Below are 15,906 nucleotides of genomic sequence, written 5' to 3' on the forward strand. Positions count from 1 at the left end.
CACCCGCCGGGCGCCGGGCCCGCCGAAGAGGCGTTAGAGTTAAAAGGCATGTCTACTACCCGCAAGGAGGGGCCGTTGGGAATCTTGGAGACCATCCGGAATCCGCAGGACCTGAGCAAGTTGTCCCAGGCGCAGCTGGACCAGCTGGCTAACGAGGTCAGGGAGTTCCTGATCGGCAACGTCTCCCAGACGGGAGGGCACCTCGGGCCGAACCTCGGCGTCGTTGAACTCACCATTGCGGTGCACCGGATCTTCGATTCCCCCCGCGACAGCATCGTCTTCGATACTGGCCACCAGTCGTACGTGCACAAACTTCTCACCGGGCGGCAGGATTTCAGCACGCTCCGCCAGCAGGGCGGCCTGTCCGGCTACCCGGACCGGGCTGAATCCGAACACGACATCGTCGAAAGCTCGCACGCCTCCTCCTCGCTGTCCTGGGCCGACGGCATCTCCCGCGCCCGGCAGCTGACCGGCGACGGGGACCGCTACGTGATCGCCGTCGTCGGGGACGGCGCCCTGACCGGCGGCATGGCCTGGGAAGCCATCAACAACATCGCCGCGGACAAGAAGCGCCGCGTCGTGATCGTCGTGAACGACAACGGCCGTTCCTACGCCCCCACGGTCGGCGGCGTCGCCGACTACCTCGCCTCACTGCGCCCCACCATCGATTCGCTCCGGGCCGCGCCGGCTTACGAAGGCGCCCTGGACTGGTGGAAGAAGCGGCTGCAGAGCGGCGGCCCCGCCGGGCAGTTCACCTACAAGAGCCTGCACGCCATGAAGAAGGGCATCAAGGACTGGTGGGCGCCCCAGGGCATGTTCGAGGACCTGGGCATGAAGTACATCGGCCCGGTGGACGGCCACAACCTCCAGGCCATGGAAAACGCGCTGGCCACGGCCAAGAACTACGCCGGACCGGTAATCGTGCATGCCATGACCGAAAAGGGCCACGGCTACGCCCCGGCCCGCGCCCATGAAGCGGACCAGTTCCACGCCGTCGGGATCATCGATCCGGAAACCGGCGAGCCCACCGAAGCCGGCGGCGCGAAGTCCTGGACCTCGGTCTTTGCGGACGAGATCGCCGACATCGCCGACGAACGCAAGGACATCGTCGGCATCACCGGGGCCATGCTGATCCCGGTGGGGCTGCACAAGTTCGCCGCCCGCCACCCGGAGCGCGTGTTCGACGTCGGCATCGCCGAACAGCACGCCCTCACCTCCGCGGCCGGCATGGCGTTCGGCGGACTGCACCCGGTGGTGGCCGTCTACGCGACCTTCCTGAACCGCGCCTTCGACCAGTTGCTGATGGACGTCGCCCTGCACAAGGCCGGCGTCACCGTGGTGCTGGACCGGGCCGGGGTCACCGGGCCTGACGGCGCCAGCCACCACGGCATGTGGGACATGGCGATGGTCCAGATCGTGCCCGGCCTGCACCTCGCCGCGCCGCGCGACGCCTCCCGGCTGCGCGAGGAACTGCGCGAGGCCGTCGCCGTCGAAGACGCCCCCACCGTGATCCGCTACTCCAAGGGCACCGTCGGCGCCGAAGTCGAAGCCCTCGAACGGCTCAACGACGGCGTGGACGTGCTGGCCCGCCGCCCGGCCGGCTCCAGCGACAACGACGTGCTGATCGTCAGCGTCGGCGCCATGTCCGAACTCGCGCTGGACGTCTCCAACCGGCTCGGCGCCCAAGGCATCAGCTCCACGGTCGTGGATCCGCGCTGGGTCCTCCCGGTGCCCAACTCCGTGATCGCCCTCGCCTCGCACCACCGGCTGGTCATCTGCATCGAAGACGGCGTCCGGGCCGGCGGCGTCGGTTCCCGGATCCGGCAGGAAATGCGGGCCGCCGGGGTGGACACCGCGCTCAACGAGGTGGGACTGCCAGTGGAGTTCCTCGACCACGGGAGCCGCAGCCAGGTCCTGGAGCGCGTCGGACTGACCGCCCAGCAAATCACCCACGACGTCGTCGCGCAGGTCCTCGGAACCAAGGTCCCGTTCGCGCGGCCGCTGCCCGGCCAACAGCACCCCAGCACCGGCAGCCTGCCGATCCTGTGAGCGCGACCCCGCGCCCCACCAGCTTTACCAGGCCGTCAAGGCACAGCAAGCACCCTTCGACGGCAAAGACCGCGGACGGTATACGAAGGGACTTACCATGAGCGGCATCATCCGGGTCTACAAACGCGACGAAGAAGGAGTCCTGCACTTCCGGGAAGCCTGGATCGACGAGGAATACCACGAGTTCGTGATGAACCACGGCGTCGTCGGGCACCAGAGCAAGACCGAGGAAACCGAGGCTGCCGACGCCGCCGCGGGCGAGGGACTGATGGCGGCCTTCGCGGCGCAGTGCGCGGAGGACGGCTACGCGGAAATCCCGGACGAGGAACAGTTCTGGGTGGTGGCGCAATACGCGCTGAAGACCAAGGACGGCACTAGCCGCGACCGCTACCTTGAGGAAAAAGCCAAGGACGCCCTGATCAGCCACCTCGCCTGGCGCGGCCTCGGCGTGGTGGACCGCTCCGAGTTCGCCGACGCCAAGCTCAACATCTTCTGCCTCACCCCGGACGTCAACAAGACCGTCAACGCGATCAAGGTCTGCATCCGCGGCGAGGACCTGGACTTCACCAAGCTGAGCATCGGCGCCGCCCCGTTCGGCAGCACCGAGTTCAAGCTCAAGCACTCGGCCAAACCGGCCAACAGCTTCACACTCTAGGCACCACCGGCAGCCACCACGCACTCCGGGCACCACCTGTTAGGAGCCGGGCACGGCTCACATCAGTTTTGGGGGCAAGCGACTGGAAGGTACGGCAATGACGCGCAAATCCCCTCGACCAGGCAGCACTCCGTTACCGGCAGGGCTGGCGGCGCCGGCGCGCAAGTCCCTGGCGCACGCGGGAGTGGAAACCCTGGAACACCTGGTGCTGCTGGGCCGCCGGAGGCTGGCTGGGATGCCGGGCATCTGCCCGCGCACCCTCGCGCAACTCCAGGACGCCATGGACGAACACGGGCTGGAACTGCCCGCGGGGTAGCCTGCCCGGGAGGCCGCCCGGGAGGCCGCCCGGGAGGCCGCCCGGGAGCCTGCCCGGGACCCGCCCTCGGCCGTTATAGGCTGAATCCCATGACTGAATACCGACGCGTAGGAAATTCCGGACTGACCGTCTCCGTGGTGGGACTTGGCTGCAACAATCTGGGCCGGGCAAACACGGCCACCGAGACGCAGGAGGGGACCGACGCCGTCGTGCATGCGGCCCTGGACAACGGGATCACCTTCTTCGACGTCGCCGACGCCTATGGCCGGGAGCCCGGGCTCAGCGAAACCATGCTGGGCAAGGCCCTCGGCGGCCGCCGGGACGACGCCGTGATCGGCACCAAGTTCGGCTTGGACATGCGCGGCACCAACGGCAACGACTTCGGTGCCCGCGGCTCGCGCCGCTACATCATCAAGGCGGCCGAGGCCTCCCTGCGCCGGCTGGGAACGGACTGGATCGACCTCTACCAGTTCCACACGCCGGATCCGCTGACGCCGATCGATGAGACCCTCGCGGCTCTCGACGAGCTCGTCACCAGCGGAAAGGTCCGTTACATCGGCCACTCCAACCGGGCCGGCTGGCAGATTGCGGAGGCCGAATTCGTGGCCCGCAGCCGCGGCGGAGCACGCTTCATCTCAAGCCAAAACCACTACAACCTGCTGGACCGCCGCGCCGAGCTGGAGGTCACCCCGGCCGCCGAAGCGTACGGCCTGGGCGTGCTGCCCTACTTCCCGCTGGCCAACGGCCTGCTCACCGGCAAGTACTCCGAGGGGGAGGCACCCGAAGGATCGCGGCTGAGCCACACCCGCACCAACCTCGTCCACGACGCCGACTGGAAACAGCTGGGCGCGTTCTCCGCCTTCGCCGCCGAGCGGAACCTGACCGAGATCCAGGTCGCGTTCTCCTGGCTCGCCGCCCAGCCATCCGTCAGCAGCGTGATCGCCGGCGCCACCCGTCCCGACCAGGTCCGCCAGAACGCCGCCGCCGTGGCCTGGGTGCCGGACGCCGCAGAGCTGGCAGAACTCGACGAGATCTTCCCGCGCACGCCGAAGATTGCCCTGTTCTGAGCCTCCCTGCTCTGAGCCCTACCGTGTTGAACGCTTCACCGCCTGGAGGGAGCGCCGCCAGACACCGGGTCCTGATGGACGTCGATACCGGGATCGACGACGCCCTGGCCATCGTCTACCTGCTGTCCCGGCCTGAGGTCCGGTTGCAGGCGATCACCTGCACCGCCGGCAATGTCGGGGCACGCCAGGTGGCGCTGAACAGCCTGTCCCTGCTGGAGCTGTGCGGCCGGTCGGGGATTGAGGTGGCGGTCGGAGCCGAGGTTCCGCTGCAGATTCCGCTCGTTACCACCGAGGAGACCCACGGCCCGCAGGGGATCGGCTATGCCGAGTTGCCGGCCCCCGCCCAGGCCATCTCGGCACGGCACGCCGTGGACGTCTGGGTGGAGGAAGCCAGGGCGCACCCGGGGGAGATCACCGGGCTGATCACCGGACCGCTGACCAACTTTGCCCTGGCCCTGCGCCGCGAACCGGAGCTCCCCAGGCTGCTCAAGGGCCTGGTAATCATGGGCGGCAGCTTCTACTACCAGGGCAACACGACGCCGACGGCGGAGTGGAACACCGCGGTGGACCCGCACGCCGCCAAGGAGGTCTACGCGGCCTACCGCGGGCTGCCCGAGGAGAAGCTCCCGGTGGTCTGCGCGCTGGAAACCACGGAGCGGATCGAGATGCTGCCGGAGCACCTGCGGCGGCTCGGCGAGGCCGCCGGCGCGCCGGAACCCGAACTGGTGCTCCCGGAGCAGCCCGAAGGACTGCGCAGCAGCTCCAGCAGCCCGCTGGTGGCATGCCTGTCGGACGCGATCCGCTTCTACATGGAGTTCCACCGGCTCTACGACCAGGGCTATGTGGCACACATGCACGACGCGTTTGCCGCCTGCGCTGCCGTCGGTCGCACCCCCGTCAGCACCCGGCTGGCGACGGTCGACGTCGAGACGGAGTCCCCGCTGCTGGCCGGCACCACGGTGGCCGACTTCCGCGGCCTCTGGGGACTGCCGCCGAACGCCAGGATCGTCACCGGCAACGATCCGGGGCAATGCTTCGACGAGCTGATCTCCTCCGTTGGCGCGCTGGCGCGCTCGTTGGCTGCCGGATCGCTAAGATGATAGCTGCGCCGAGGTGACATGAGGCGGACGAAGCAAACCCCAGCCGAAGGACTTTTCCCATGTCACCGCAACCCCTGACCCTGCCCGACGCCGACGCCCGCGCCGGGACGGCCCCCGGCCGCCGCCGGCTGCTCGAACTTGCCGGTGCCGCGGCCATCGCGGCCACCTACGTTTTCCTGGTCTTCAGCCAGCCTGCGGACATCGCCACCGGACCCGCCAGTTTCTCCGCCCTGGTGGCCCTCGGCGGCTTCCTGCTTGGCGCGGTGCTGCTGCTCCTGGCGGTGCTGCCCGTGCTGCCCACCTCCACCCTGGTGCTCATGCCGGTAGCGATCGTGCTCAACGTGGTCCTCGGCCAGCTGATGGGCAGTACCGGACTGCCCTTCTATCTCGACGCGATCGGCACGGTCCTGATCGCCGTCCTCGCCGGACCTGCCGCCGGCGCCGCCACCGGAGTGCTCGGCAGCATCGTCTGGTCCTTCTTCAACCCCACCGTGCTGCCCTTCGCCGCCGGAGCGGCGCTGATCGGCTTCCTCGCCGGGCTGGCCGCCCGCGCCGGACTCTTCCGCCGCTTCTACTTCGCCCCCGTGGCCGGCTTCCTCACCGGCATCCTCGCCGGCGTCGTCTCCGCCCCGATCGCGGCGTTTGTCTACGGCGGAACCGCGGGACTGGGCACCGGCGCCATCGTCAGCGCGTTCCGGGCCATGGGCGACACGCTGCTGGCCGCGATCACAAAGCAGGCCCTCATCTCCGACCCGATGGACAAGGCGATCGTCTTCACGATCGCCGCACTGCTGGCCTACGCCCTGCCGCGGCGCACCACGTTCCAGTTCGCCTTTGTCCGCCGCTTCCGGGTGCTCGCCGGCAAGGTCCCGGCGGACCCCGCAGCCTAGGCCATGCCCCTGCACCCGCTCACGGCCTTGACCGCGGCCTGCTGCGCCGCGGTCATGACGACGGCGGCCGGCAGCTGGCCGTTCTCCGTCGGCGTGGCCCTCGCCGCAGTGCTGCTCGCCGCACGCGCAGGCGTGGCCGGCCGGGTGCTCTGGGCTGCCGGGGTCATCCTCGGACCGTTGTTCCTGTCCCTGCTGGTACTGCACGGTTTGTTCTTCCCGGAAGGGCATACGGTGCTGGCGCAGTGGGGGCCGGCCCGCGTGACCGCCGAAGGACTCAACTTCGCCCTGGAGCTGGCCTCGCGGACGGCCGCGTGTGTCCTGCTGCTCCTGCTTTTCTCCTTCACCGTCAACGTCCCGGACCTCACGGCGGCGTTGGCCGCGCGGCGCCTCCCGCCGCAGTTCAGCTTTGTGCTGGCCTCCACGCTCACGCTGGTTCCCGCCATGGCGGCCCGGCTGGCCCGGATCCGGCACGCCCAGGAGGCGCGCGGCCTCGTGGTCCGGCGCGGGCTGCTGTCCCGGCTCGCGGCCGCGCGGCTGCAGGCGGTTCCGTTGGTCCTGGGCCTGGTGGAGGACGCCGGGCTCCGGGCGCAGGCCCTGGACGCGCGGGGTTTCGGCGCCCCCGGTCCGCGGACCAGCTACCGGCAGCTGGAGGACCCGCCCGGGCAGCGGATCTTCCGGGCCGCGGCGCTGCTGCTGGCCGCGGCCGCCGTGGTGCTGCGGCTGATCACGGCCTGGCCGGCGGGAGTGCCCTCGTGACCGGTAACGGGCCGGCCGGGCAAGCCGCAGGAGTTGGGCAGTCCGCCACCGCCGCGCTGCCGGCGGCCGCTGCCCGGATCACCAGTTTTAGCTACCACGGGGACACCGGCGCGGTGCTGCGTGACGTGCAACTCTCCGTCCTGCCCGGATCCCTGACCGCAGTGCTGGGCGGTTCCGGGAGCGGCAAGACCACCCTCGGCAAACTGCTCGCCGGCTGGGTCCGGGCCGGCCACTCCGGCTCCCTGCTCGGCAGCCTGGCCCTCGGCGCGGACCGCCTGGACTTCCGCGGCGGCGCCGGCGACCCCCGGATCAACCCCGCCGCCTGGTCCGGCCGAGTGGGCTACGTGCCGCAGGACGCCGGCGCCATGCTGTCCTCGGTGCGCTCCACCGTGGCCGAGGAGCTGGCCTTCGGGCTGGAAAACCGCGGCGTGCCCCGCCCGGAGATGATCCGGCAGGTGGCCCGGAGCGCCGAACAGACCGGCCTGAGCGGACTGCTGGAGCGGAACCCTGCGGAGCTCTCCGGCGGCGAACTGCGCCGGCTGGCGGTCGCCTGCGCGGTGATCGCCGGGCCCGACGTGCTGGTCCTCGATGACCCGCTGGCCTCCCTGGACGCGGCAGGGACCAGCCAGGTGGCGGAGCTGGTGCAGTCCCTGCTCGACGCCGGCACCGCCGTCGTGCTCCTGAGCCAGCGGGCCGACGCGCTGGCCCGCCGTGCCGGGCATTGGCTTGTCCTGGATGCCGGCACGGCAACCGCGGAAGGCCCGCCGGCCGGGCTGGCTGCCGGGCCCGTGCTCAGCGACGCCGGCGTCGTGACGGAGTCCGGCAGCGCCCAGACCCCCGCGCAGCTGACCGCCGCGGCCGCCGCCGCGGCCCCGGTGCTTGAACTGCGGGGCATCAGCTTCGGCTACGGCTCAGGCAAGATGCGCGGCGCGAGATCCGCAAGGGGGCCGGCCGGGGTCGTGCCCGCAGCAGACCTGCTGCGCGATCTGGACCTGACGGTCCGGCCCGGTGAAATTGTCGCCATCACCGGTCCCAACGGCACCGGCAAATCCACGCTGCTCCGCCTCCTGAACGGGCTGCTGCGGCCGCACACCGGGGAGGTGCTCGTGGGCGGAAGAAGCATCCACGGGATCCCGACCGGCCGCGTTGCCACCTCGGTCGGTCTGTTGTTCCAGCAGCCGCGTGACCAGCTCTTTGAACGGACGGTGCTGCGGGAAGTCGGCTTCGGGCTGCGCCGGCTGCTCGGCACGGACGCGGCGGGCCGGCGGGCGCAGGAGGCGCTGGCCACCGTCGGGCTCGCGGCCGATGCGCAGGCGCACCCGGCCGAGTTGCCCTCGTCCCGGCAGCGGCTCCTGGCCTTGGCTACGGTACTGGCCCGCAGGCCGGCGGTCATCGCGCTGGACGAGCCGACCGTGGGACTGGACCGGCACGGCCTTGAGCGGCTCCAGCACGCCGTTGCCGCGGAGGCGGCTCGCGGCGCCGGCGTCGTACTGGTCACGCACGACCTCGCCTACGCGAGCGCCAACGCCCACCGCGTCCTGGTTCTCGACGGCGGCAGCCTGCGGGAAATCTGACGAGCGCCGGTTACGAACCAACTGCCGCCCGGCACTGTATATTTCTTGGAGTTTTCCCGCGTCGGAGCGGGCCTGCCCCTGACTAGGAGGAACCGTTGACCAGGAGGAACCGTTGACCAGGAGGAACCGTTGACAAACGCTATAGCCCCGGAGATCGGGACGGTCTTCGTCCCGGTCAGCGATATCGCCAAGGCCCGGGACTGGTACTGCTCCCTGCTCGGTGCCCCGGCGGACGGCGAGATTCTCTTCGGTCATCTCTATGTGCTGCCGATGAACGGGGCCGGCCTGGTCCTGGACAGCAAGATCTACTCCGCTGACGCGGTCTTCCGGGTGCCCGCGTTCCATCTCAACACCTCCGACATCCAGGCCGCGCACGCCCATGTGCAGGACGCCGGTGCGGAGGTCACGGAGATCCGGGACGGCCAGTGGTTCAACTTCAAGGACCCGGATGGCAACGTGCTGATGATCTGCGAGTGCTAACGGCAGCGGCCGCCCCTGCCGGGCCGGCCGAACGAACAAAGGCGCCGCCGCCCCGCCATCACGGCACGGGCGGCGGCGCCTTCGTCTTCGGCTGCTAGGCGGCAGGTTCCGAGGCCACGCCCGGTGCCAGGAATTTCTTGCCGTTGACCCGCTCGGAGGCGCCCACCCGGTCCAGGTAGGGGGTGATGCCGCCCAGGAACATCGGCCAGCCCGCGCCGAGGATCATGCAGAGGTCGATGTCCTCCGGTCCGGCCACCACGCCTTCGGCCAGCATCAGGCCGATTTCCTCAGCCAGGGCGTCCTGCGTGCGGCGCAGCACTTCCTCGGCGGTGGAGGGCGAATCGCCGAACGACATCAGGGCCAGGGTCTCCGCCGGGATCACTGGCTTTCCGGCCTTCACCGAGGACGGGTCCCAGAGGGATTTGACCCCGTTGTCGATCAGGACCTGCAGGTTTTTAGACACCGTGAAACGGTCCCCGAAAGCGGCGTGCAGGGATTCCTGGACGTGCTGCGCGACCGGCAGCCCCACCATGGCGCCGAGCGTGAACGGCGTCATCGGCAGGCCCATCGGGCGCAGCGCGTTGTCCGCCACCTCGGCCGGGGTGCCCTCATCGAAGGCAGCCGTCACTTCGCCCATCAGCCGCAGCAGCAGCCGGTTGACCACAAACGCGGCGGCATCCTTGACCAGCACCGCGGACTTCTTCAGGCCCTTGGCCAGCTCGAACGCGGTGGCCAGCACGGCGTCGTCGGTCTTCGGCGCGCGGACGATCTCCAGCAGCGGCATCACGGCCACCGGGTTGAAGAAGTGGAAGCCCACCAGCCGTTCGGGATACTGCAGGTCCTCCGCCATGGCGGTGACGGACAGCGAGGAGGTGTTGGTCGCCAGGATGCACTCCGGCGAAACGATCGCCTCGACCTCCTTGAACACCTGCTTCTTGACGTTGAGCTCCTCGAAGACCGCCTCGATCACGAAGTCGGCGTCGGCGAAGGCTTCCTTGGACACGGAGCCGCTGACCAGGGCCTTGGTCCGGTTGGCGGCGTCCGCGCTGATCCGCTTCTTGGCCAACAGCTTGTCCACCTCGGCGTGGACGTAGTCCACGCCCTTGTCCACGCGGGCCTGGTCGATGTCCGTCATCACCACGGGCACCTTGAGCTGGCGGGCGAAGAGCAGCGCCAGCTGGCTGGCCATCAGGCCTGCGCCGACGACGCCGATCTTCGTCACCGGGCGGGCGAGCTTGCGGTCCGGGGCGCCGGCGGGACGCTTGGAACGGCGCTGCACAAGGTCCAGGAAGGCATACACCGTGGAGCGGAATTCGTCCGTCTGCATTAGGTCCGCGAGGGTCTGGCATTCCAGCTCCGCCGATTCGGCCTGCGTCAGGGTGCGGTTGGCTTCCAGCACATCCAGCACCTTGGCCGGTGCCGGGGAGGCATTGGAGGTCTTCGCCTCCACGAACGCCCGGCCGGCGGCGACAGACGCGGCCCAGCGCTCGGCAACCTCCGGGGCGGAGGGGTCGACGGCATTGGTACGCGCGGGGACGGTGGCGCCGGCGATCACCTGCGCGGCCCAGGCCACGGACTGCTCGACGAAGTCGGCCGGCTCGAAGATGGCGTCCGCGACGCCGAGCTCGTAGGCCTGCGGGCCGGTCAGCGTGCGGTTGTTGCTCAGCGGGTTCTCGATCATCACCTTGACCGCGTTCTCCGGGCCGATCAGCCGCGGCAGGATGTACACCCCGCCCCAGCCCGGGATCAGCCCGATGAACGCTTCCGGCAGGGCCAGCGCACCCGCCCCGGTGGAGACGGTGCGGTAGGTGGACTGCAGGGCGATCTCCAGCCCGCCGCCCAGGGCCAGGCCGTTGATGAACGCGAAGCTGGGCACGCCGAGGTTCGCCAGCGTGGCGTAAACGTCGTGGCCGAGCTGGGCCATCCAGAGGCCCTGTTCACGGCCGCTGACCGACTTGACCGTGGACAGGTCCGCGCCGGCGACCAGGAAGTAGGGCTTGCCGGTGACGCCGACGCCGACTATCTCGCCGCGCGCGGCACGGTCCCGCAGCCCTTCCAGCACGGTGCCGAGCTCGATCAGGGTGTTCGGGCCCAGGGTGGTGGGCTTGGAGTGGTCCAGGCCGTTGTCCAGGGTGACGAGGGCGAAGGTGCCGGGGCTCTTGCCGTCGATGGCGGGGAGCTGGATGTCCTGGACGTAGGAGTGCGTCACGGTCTCGTTGGGAAACAGTTCGGCAAGCTTGTGGAAATCGGCGGCGCTCATGCTGCGGCTCCAGTCTCGGTGGGGGTGTATTCGGTGCCGTAGTCGGCGTGGTGCGGGTTCTCCCAGATGACGGTGGCGCCCATGCCCAGGCCAATGCACATGGTTGTCATGCCGAAGCGGACGCCGGGGTCTTCCTCGAACTGGCGGGCCAGCTGGTTCATCAGCCGGACGCCGGAGGAGGCGAGCGGGTGCCCGACGGCGATCGCGCCGCCGTAGCGGTTCACCCGGGGGTCGTCGTCGGCGATGCCGAAGTGGTCCAGGAAGCTGAGGACCTGCACGGCGAAGGCCTCGTTGATTTCGAACAGGCCGATGTCCTCGATGCCGAGACCGGCGTTTTTGAGCGCCTTTTCGGTGGCGGGCACCGGGCCGATGCCCATGACCTCCGGTTCGACGCCGGCGAAGGCGTAACTGACCAGCCGCATCTTGACCGGCAGGCCCAGTTCTTCGGCGGCGTCGGCGGAGGCGAGCAGGGCCGCGGTGGCGCCGTCGTTGAGGCCGGCGGCGTTGCCGGCGGTGACGCGGCCATGCGCGCGGAACGGGGTGCGCAGCGCAGCGAGGTCCTCGACCGAGGTGCCCGGGCGCGGCGGCTCATCCACGGTGTTGACGGTCCAGCCCTGGCCCGGCTTCATGGTGGCCACCGGGACCAGGTCCGGCTGGATCTGTTCCTTGGCGTAGGCCGCGGCCAGCTTGTCCTGGGAGGCGACGGCGTAGGCGTCCGTGCGTTCCTTGGTGATGGCGGGGAAGCGGTCGTGCAGGTTTTCCGCGGTGTTGCCCATGTTCAGGGCGGCCGGGTCCACGATCCGTTCGGACATAAAGCGCGGGTTGGGGTCCGCGCCGGCGCCCATCGGGTGGTTGCCCATGTGCTCCACGCCGCCGGCGATCACCACGTCGTAGGCGCCGAAGCCGATGCCGCTGGCCGTCGTCGTCACCGCGGTCATCGCGCCGGCGCACATCCGGTCGATTGCGAAACCGGGAACGGTCCGCGGCAGACCAGCCAGCAGGGCGGCGGTGCGGCCGATGGTCAGGCCCTGGTCTCCGGTCTGGGTCGTGGCGGCAATGGCCACCTCGTCGATCCGTTCGGCCGGCAGGGACGGGTTGCGGCGCATCAGTTCGCGGATGCACTTGACCACGAGGTCATCGGCGCGGGTTCCGGCGTAAATGCCCTTCTCGCCGGCGCGGCCGAAGGGGGTGCGGACGCCGTCGACGAAGACAACGTCGCGGACGGTGTTGCGTCTTCCGGTGCTGGGCTTTGCGCCGCTGTCGGTTCCGTTGCTGGCTTGGCTCACGTATTACTCCTCATTGAGACATGGGTGCCGGATCTCCGTCCGCCGGTTGGGGGCTCGGATGGACGGGCCTGATCAGGCGGCATCCCTAATTATGTTACTCATCAGTAACATAGCTGGCAAGGAGTTGGTGGGCCGGGCGTCAGGAAACGGCGTCGGTCGGTGCTGCCGGTTCCACCGGGGCTGCTTTGGCTTCCTTCGGGGGCAACGGCTGCGGGTTGAGGAAGGCGTCGGCGATCAGCGGGGCGGTGAGCTGGATCTGCCATTGGCGGGCGCCGAGGTTCTGCAGCTCCTCGGCAATGCCTTCCTCGCTGATCTCGGCCGGCGGCCGCCACGCCACGCGGCGCAGGTAGTCCGGTGTCAGCAGGTTTTCGACCGGCAGGTTCAGCTCTTCGGCCCGGGCCTGCAGCTTCGGCCGGGCGGTGGCGAGCCGAGCGGCGGCCTCGGGATCCCGGTCGGCCCAGACGCGCGGCGGCGGGGGAGCATTGGTGGGCAGGTGCAGCGGCGGGAGCTCCTCAAGGCTCCGGGCGGTGCTGATGCAGCGCAGCCAGCGCGGGGCCTCGCGCTGCGCGGCCCGGCCATGGAAGCCCTTGGTGCCGAGCAGCTGCGGGACGGTGCTCGGCATGGCCTTGGCGGCGGCCACGAGGGACGAATCGGGGATCAGCCGGCCCGGGGCGACGTCGCGCTTTTGCGCCAGTGAGTCGCGCTCCAGCCAGAGTTCGCGGACCGCGGCGAGCTGGCGCCGGTCGCGGATCTGGTGCAGCCCGGAAGTCTTGCGCCAGGGGTCGACGCGCGGCGGGGCCTGGCCGGCCTCGAGGATCGCGGCGAATTCCTGCTCGGCGTAGTCCAGTTTGCCGTCCGCGGTGAGCAGTTCGATCAGCTCTTCGCGCAGTTCGGTGAGGACCTCGACGTCGAGCGCGGCGTAGCGCAGCCAGGGTTCCGGCAGTGGCCGGGTGGACCAGTCGGCGGCGGAGTGTTCCTTGGCCAAGCCGAAGCCCAGGAGCTGTTCGATCACGGCGGCAAGGCCCACCCGCGGCAGCCCGGCCAGCCGGGCGGCGAGTTCGGTGTCGAAGAGCTTGTCCGGCCACATACCGAGTTCGGACAGGCAGGGGAGGTCCTGGCTGGCCGCATGCAGGATCCATTCAACGCCGCGCAGTGCCTCGTTGATGATGCGCAGGTCCCCGAAGGGCTCCGGGTCGATCAGCCAGGTGCCGGCGCCCTCGCGGCGGATCTGCACGAGGAAGGCACGCTGGCCGTAACGGAATCCCGAGGCGCGTTCCGCATCAACTCCCGCAGGTCCGTGGCCGGCGGCCAGGGCGGCGGCGCAGCGTTCCAGTCCTGCCCGGGTCTCAATGACGAGGGGGACGCCGTCGCGGGGCGCGTCGAGGTCAATGACCTCGGGGACCAGGCTGTCGAAGCCTTCGACCGTGATGTGGGCTGCCGTGTCCGCGGCGTCAGTCGGGCTGGGGACTGTGCCTGCGGCTGAGTTCGTGGCGGTGTTTGTGGCGGTGCCCGCGGTGCTGATTTCCGGATTATGAGGGGTCATGATGACTCCAGTTTACCGACAACCCTGTCCTTGCCGGCCGAGGCTGCGGCCCTCCGGGCGTGATCATGCCCGCCGCGGACGCCGTCGGGGCAGCGCGGAGACGCCCTCGGGCAGCGGCGGCAGGCCGGCAAAGGTGCAGACCATGTCCGACCATGCCTCCAGGTGGGCGGTGATGTCCCGGCCGGCCGGGGTCCAGGAGGCGCGGAGTTCAATGTCGATGGTTCCGGGCCGGTCGGCGAGCGTGCCGAAGCTCTCGGAGAGCACCCGGGTTGCAGTGCCGCCAGCCGAACGGTACTCCGCCTGGTGGTTTTCCAGTGCTTCCACGAGCCAGGTCCAGGCAACGGAGCCCAGCATCTCGTCATTGCCCATGTCCGGCTCCAGCTGGGCCCGGATGTAAGTGACAATCCGGAATTCGCCGTCCCAGACGGCGGAGCCGTCGGGGTCGTGCAGCAGGATAAAGCGGCCGGTGGCGAGTTCGACGTCGTCGCTGCCGGACGCCGGCGCCAGCGCGGCGGCCGCCGGGCCATGGACCGCGCCCGGTGCCGCGTCGCCGGGGACGACCACTTCCGCGCCGAGCGCCACCGCGTAGGGAGCGAGCCGGCCGGGAGCCGGGATCTCATCCAGGCGCAGCTCGCTGCGGCACCGTGCTTTTCGAAGCGTCCCCAGGGCGAAGAGAAAATCCGCCGGAACCTGGTCGAGTGGGTTCACAGTGAAAGATTATGCACCGGGCCCGTCCCGGCCCGGCAGGCTCGCCGCCGGGCCGGAACCGGTGAGCTGCTAGCCGCCCGCGAGCTCGCGCTTGATCGCGGCGATAAAGGAATCAACGTCTTCCTCGGTGGTGTCGAAGGAGCACATCCAGCGCACCTCACGTGCCGCCTCGTTCCAGTCGTAAAAGCGGAAGGACTTCCGCAGCCGGTCCGCCGCCCCGGCGGGGAGGACGGCGAAGACGCCGTTGGACTCGGTCTTCTGGCTCAGTTCGACGCCCGGGATCGACTCGACGCCGGCGCGCAGCCGGGCAGCCATCGCATTGGCGTGCGCGGCCGAGCGCAGCCACAGGTCGCCCTCAAGCAAGGCGATGAACTGGGCGGACATAAAGCGCATCTTGGAGGCCAGCTGCATGTTCATCTTGCGAAGGTAGACCAGGCCGTGGGCGGCCTCGGGGTTCAGCGCGATCACCACCTCGCCAAAAAGCAGGCCGTTCTTGGTGCCGCCGAAGGAAAGGATGTCCACGCCGGCGTCGCGGGTGAAGGCCCGCAGCGGCACATTCAGGTGGGCCGCGGCGTTGGCCAGCCGGGCGCCGTCCATGTGCAGTTTCATGCCCTTGGAGTGGACATGCTCCGCGATGGCGCGGACCTCTTCGGGGGTGTAGCAGGTGCCCAGCTCGGTGGTCTGCGTGATGGAGACGGCCAGCGGCTGGGCCCGGTGCTCGTCGCCCCAGCCCCAGGCTTCCTGGTCGATCAGGGCGGGCGTGAGCTTGCCGTCCGGCGTCGGGACCTGCAGCAGCTTGATGCCGCCGATCCGCTCCGGCGCGCCGTTCTCATCCATGTTGATGTGGGCGGTGGAGGCGCAGATGACGGCGCCCCAGCGGGGGAGCAGCGACTGCAGCGCCAGGACGTTGGCGCCGGTTCCGTTGAAGACGGGGAAGCACTCGATGCCCGCGCCGAAGTGCTGTTCCATCAGTTCCTGCAGGCGGGCGGTGTAGTCGTCCTCGCCGTAGGACACCTGGTGGCCCTCGTTGGCTGCGGCCAGGGCGGCGAGGACCTCGGGGTGCACGCCGGAGTAGTTGTCCGAGGCGAAGCCTCGGACGGAGGGGTCGTGGAGCCGCGCCGCGGTGTCCGCTGGGGCAGCGTCAGGGGTGGTGGTTTCGACCGGGTTTGTTTCGACCGTGCTGGTCATCTCTTTGCTCACGCTTTCAGTCTAGGGGTGCCGG

Annotated in this window: 14 protein-coding genes; 9 read left to right on the forward strand and 5 right to left on the reverse strand. The window is 69.8% G+C overall.

What is annotated here, in order from left to right:
- The first annotated feature begins 75 nt into the window (after window positions 1-75).
- The 9 genes from dxs to AC1MED_RS07925 all read left to right on the forward strand — a co-directional run bounded on the left by dxs (window position 76) and on the right by AC1MED_RS07925 (window position 8,887).
- Window positions 76-2,049, forward strand: coding sequence for a 1-deoxy-D-xylulose-5-phosphate synthase (dxs, locus tag AC1MED_RS07885; RefSeq protein ID WP_479786295.1), 1,974 nt, complete (start codon window positions 76-78; stop codon window positions 2,047-2,049).
- Window positions 2,050-2,146: 97 nt separating this feature from the next.
- A complete protein-coding gene (locus tag AC1MED_RS07890; RefSeq protein ID WP_479786297.1) occupies window positions 2,147-2,704 on the forward strand; it encodes a hypothetical protein in 558 nt (185 codons plus the stop codon).
- Window positions 2,705-2,801: 97 nt separating this feature from the next.
- On the forward strand, window positions 2,802-3,020 hold the full coding sequence (locus AC1MED_RS07895; protein WP_346958997.1) for a helix-hairpin-helix domain-containing protein: 219 nt from the start codon (window positions 2,802-2,804) through the stop codon (window positions 3,018-3,020).
- 89 nt (window positions 3,021-3,109) lie between these two features.
- Complete coding sequence (locus tag AC1MED_RS07900; RefSeq protein ID WP_346958996.1) at window positions 3,110-4,087, forward strand: aldo/keto reductase; 978 nt, start codon at window positions 3,110-3,112, stop codon at window positions 4,085-4,087.
- Between the two features lie 74 nt (window positions 4,088-4,161).
- Window positions 4,162-5,187 carry a nucleoside hydrolase gene (locus AC1MED_RS07905; protein WP_479786300.1) on the forward strand — a complete coding sequence of 342 codons (1,026 nt, stop codon included), beginning with the start codon at window positions 4,162-4,164 and terminating at the stop codon, window positions 5,185-5,187.
- A gap of 59 nt (window positions 5,188-5,246) precedes the next feature.
- Complete coding sequence (locus AC1MED_RS07910) at window positions 5,247-6,077, forward strand: ECF transporter S component (protein WP_479786302.1); 831 nt, start codon at window positions 5,247-5,249, stop codon at window positions 6,075-6,077.
- Between the two features lie 3 nt (window positions 6,078-6,080).
- Window positions 6,081-6,833: an energy-coupling factor transporter transmembrane component T gene (locus AC1MED_RS07915; protein ID WP_479786304.1), complete on the forward strand. Its 753-nt coding sequence runs from the start codon at window positions 6,081-6,083 to the stop codon at window positions 6,831-6,833.
- Window positions 6,830-8,407: an ABC transporter ATP-binding protein gene (locus AC1MED_RS07920; protein WP_479786306.1), complete on the forward strand. Its 1,578-nt coding sequence runs from the start codon at window positions 6,830-6,832 to the stop codon at window positions 8,405-8,407. Before AC1MED_RS07915 ends, AC1MED_RS07920 begins: the two co-directional genes overlap by 4 nt.
- A gap of 129 nt (window positions 8,408-8,536) precedes the next feature.
- Window positions 8,537-8,887: a VOC family protein gene (locus AC1MED_RS07925; RefSeq protein ID WP_346958992.1), complete on the forward strand. Its 351-nt coding sequence runs from the start codon at window positions 8,537-8,539 to the stop codon at window positions 8,885-8,887.
- Window positions 8,888-8,981: 94 nt separating this feature from the next.
- On the opposite strand, the gene AC1MED_RS07930 is transcribed toward AC1MED_RS07925, so the two are convergent.
- The 5 genes from AC1MED_RS07930 to AC1MED_RS07950 all read right to left on the reverse strand — a co-directional run bounded on the left by AC1MED_RS07930 (window position 8,982) and on the right by AC1MED_RS07950 (window position 15,884).
- Window positions 8,982-11,147, reverse strand: coding sequence for a 3-hydroxyacyl-CoA dehydrogenase NAD-binding domain-containing protein (locus AC1MED_RS07930; RefSeq protein WP_479786308.1), 2,166 nt, complete (start codon window positions 11,145-11,147; stop codon window positions 8,982-8,984).
- Window positions 11,144-12,433 carry a thiolase family protein gene (locus AC1MED_RS07935; RefSeq protein WP_479786310.1) on the reverse strand — a complete coding sequence of 430 codons (1,290 nt, stop codon included), beginning with the start codon at window positions 12,431-12,433 and terminating at the stop codon, window positions 11,144-11,146. The genes AC1MED_RS07930 and AC1MED_RS07935 overlap by 4 nt, the downstream gene beginning before the upstream one ends.
- Before the next feature lie 139 nt (window positions 12,434-12,572).
- Window positions 12,573-13,976, reverse strand: a complete 1,404-nt coding sequence (locus tag AC1MED_RS07940; protein WP_479786312.1) for an HRDC domain-containing protein — start codon at window positions 13,974-13,976, stop codon at window positions 12,573-12,575.
- A 63-nt stretch (window positions 13,977-14,039) separates the two neighbouring features.
- On the reverse strand, window positions 14,040-14,684 hold the full coding sequence (locus tag AC1MED_RS07945) for a DUF3000 domain-containing protein (RefSeq protein ID WP_346958989.1): 645 nt from the start codon (window positions 14,682-14,684) through the stop codon (window positions 14,040-14,042).
- Window positions 14,685-14,753: 69 nt separating this feature from the next.
- Window positions 14,754-15,884, reverse strand: a complete 1,131-nt coding sequence (locus AC1MED_RS07950; RefSeq protein ID WP_479786316.1) for a threonine aldolase family protein — start codon at window positions 15,882-15,884, stop codon at window positions 14,754-14,756.
- Between the last annotated feature and the right edge of the window lie 22 nt (window positions 15,885-15,906).

Source organism: Arthrobacter sp. BI5, from assembly GCF_056680065.1.

Bases quoted from the DNA above. Each gene is read 5' to 3' on its own strand.
- AC1MED_RS07910 (WP_479786302.1), top strand. From the start codon at position 5,247: ATGTCACCGCAACCCCTGACCCTGCCCGACGCCGACGCCCGCGCCGGG.
- AC1MED_RS07930 (WP_479786308.1), bottom strand. From the start codon at position 11,147: ATGAGCGCCGCCGATTTCCACAAGCTTGCCGAACTGTTTCCCAACGAG.
- AC1MED_RS07915 (WP_479786304.1), top strand. From the start codon at position 6,081: ATGCCCCTGCACCCGCTCACGGCCTTGACCGCGGCCTGCTGCGCCGCG.
- AC1MED_RS07890 (WP_479786297.1), top strand. From the start codon at position 2,147: ATGAGCGGCATCATCCGGGTCTACAAACGCGACGAAGAAGGAGTCCTG.
- AC1MED_RS07905 (WP_479786300.1), top strand. From the start codon at position 4,162: ATGGACGTCGATACCGGGATCGACGACGCCCTGGCCATCGTCTACCTG.
- AC1MED_RS07900 (WP_346958996.1), top strand. From the start codon at position 3,110: ATGACTGAATACCGACGCGTAGGAAATTCCGGACTGACCGTCTCCGTG.
- AC1MED_RS07940 (WP_479786312.1), bottom strand. From the start codon at position 13,976: ATGACCCCTCATAATCCGGAAATCAGCACCGCGGGCACCGCCACAAAC.
- AC1MED_RS07895 (WP_346958997.1), top strand. From the start codon at position 2,802: ATGACGCGCAAATCCCCTCGACCAGGCAGCACTCCGTTACCGGCAGGG.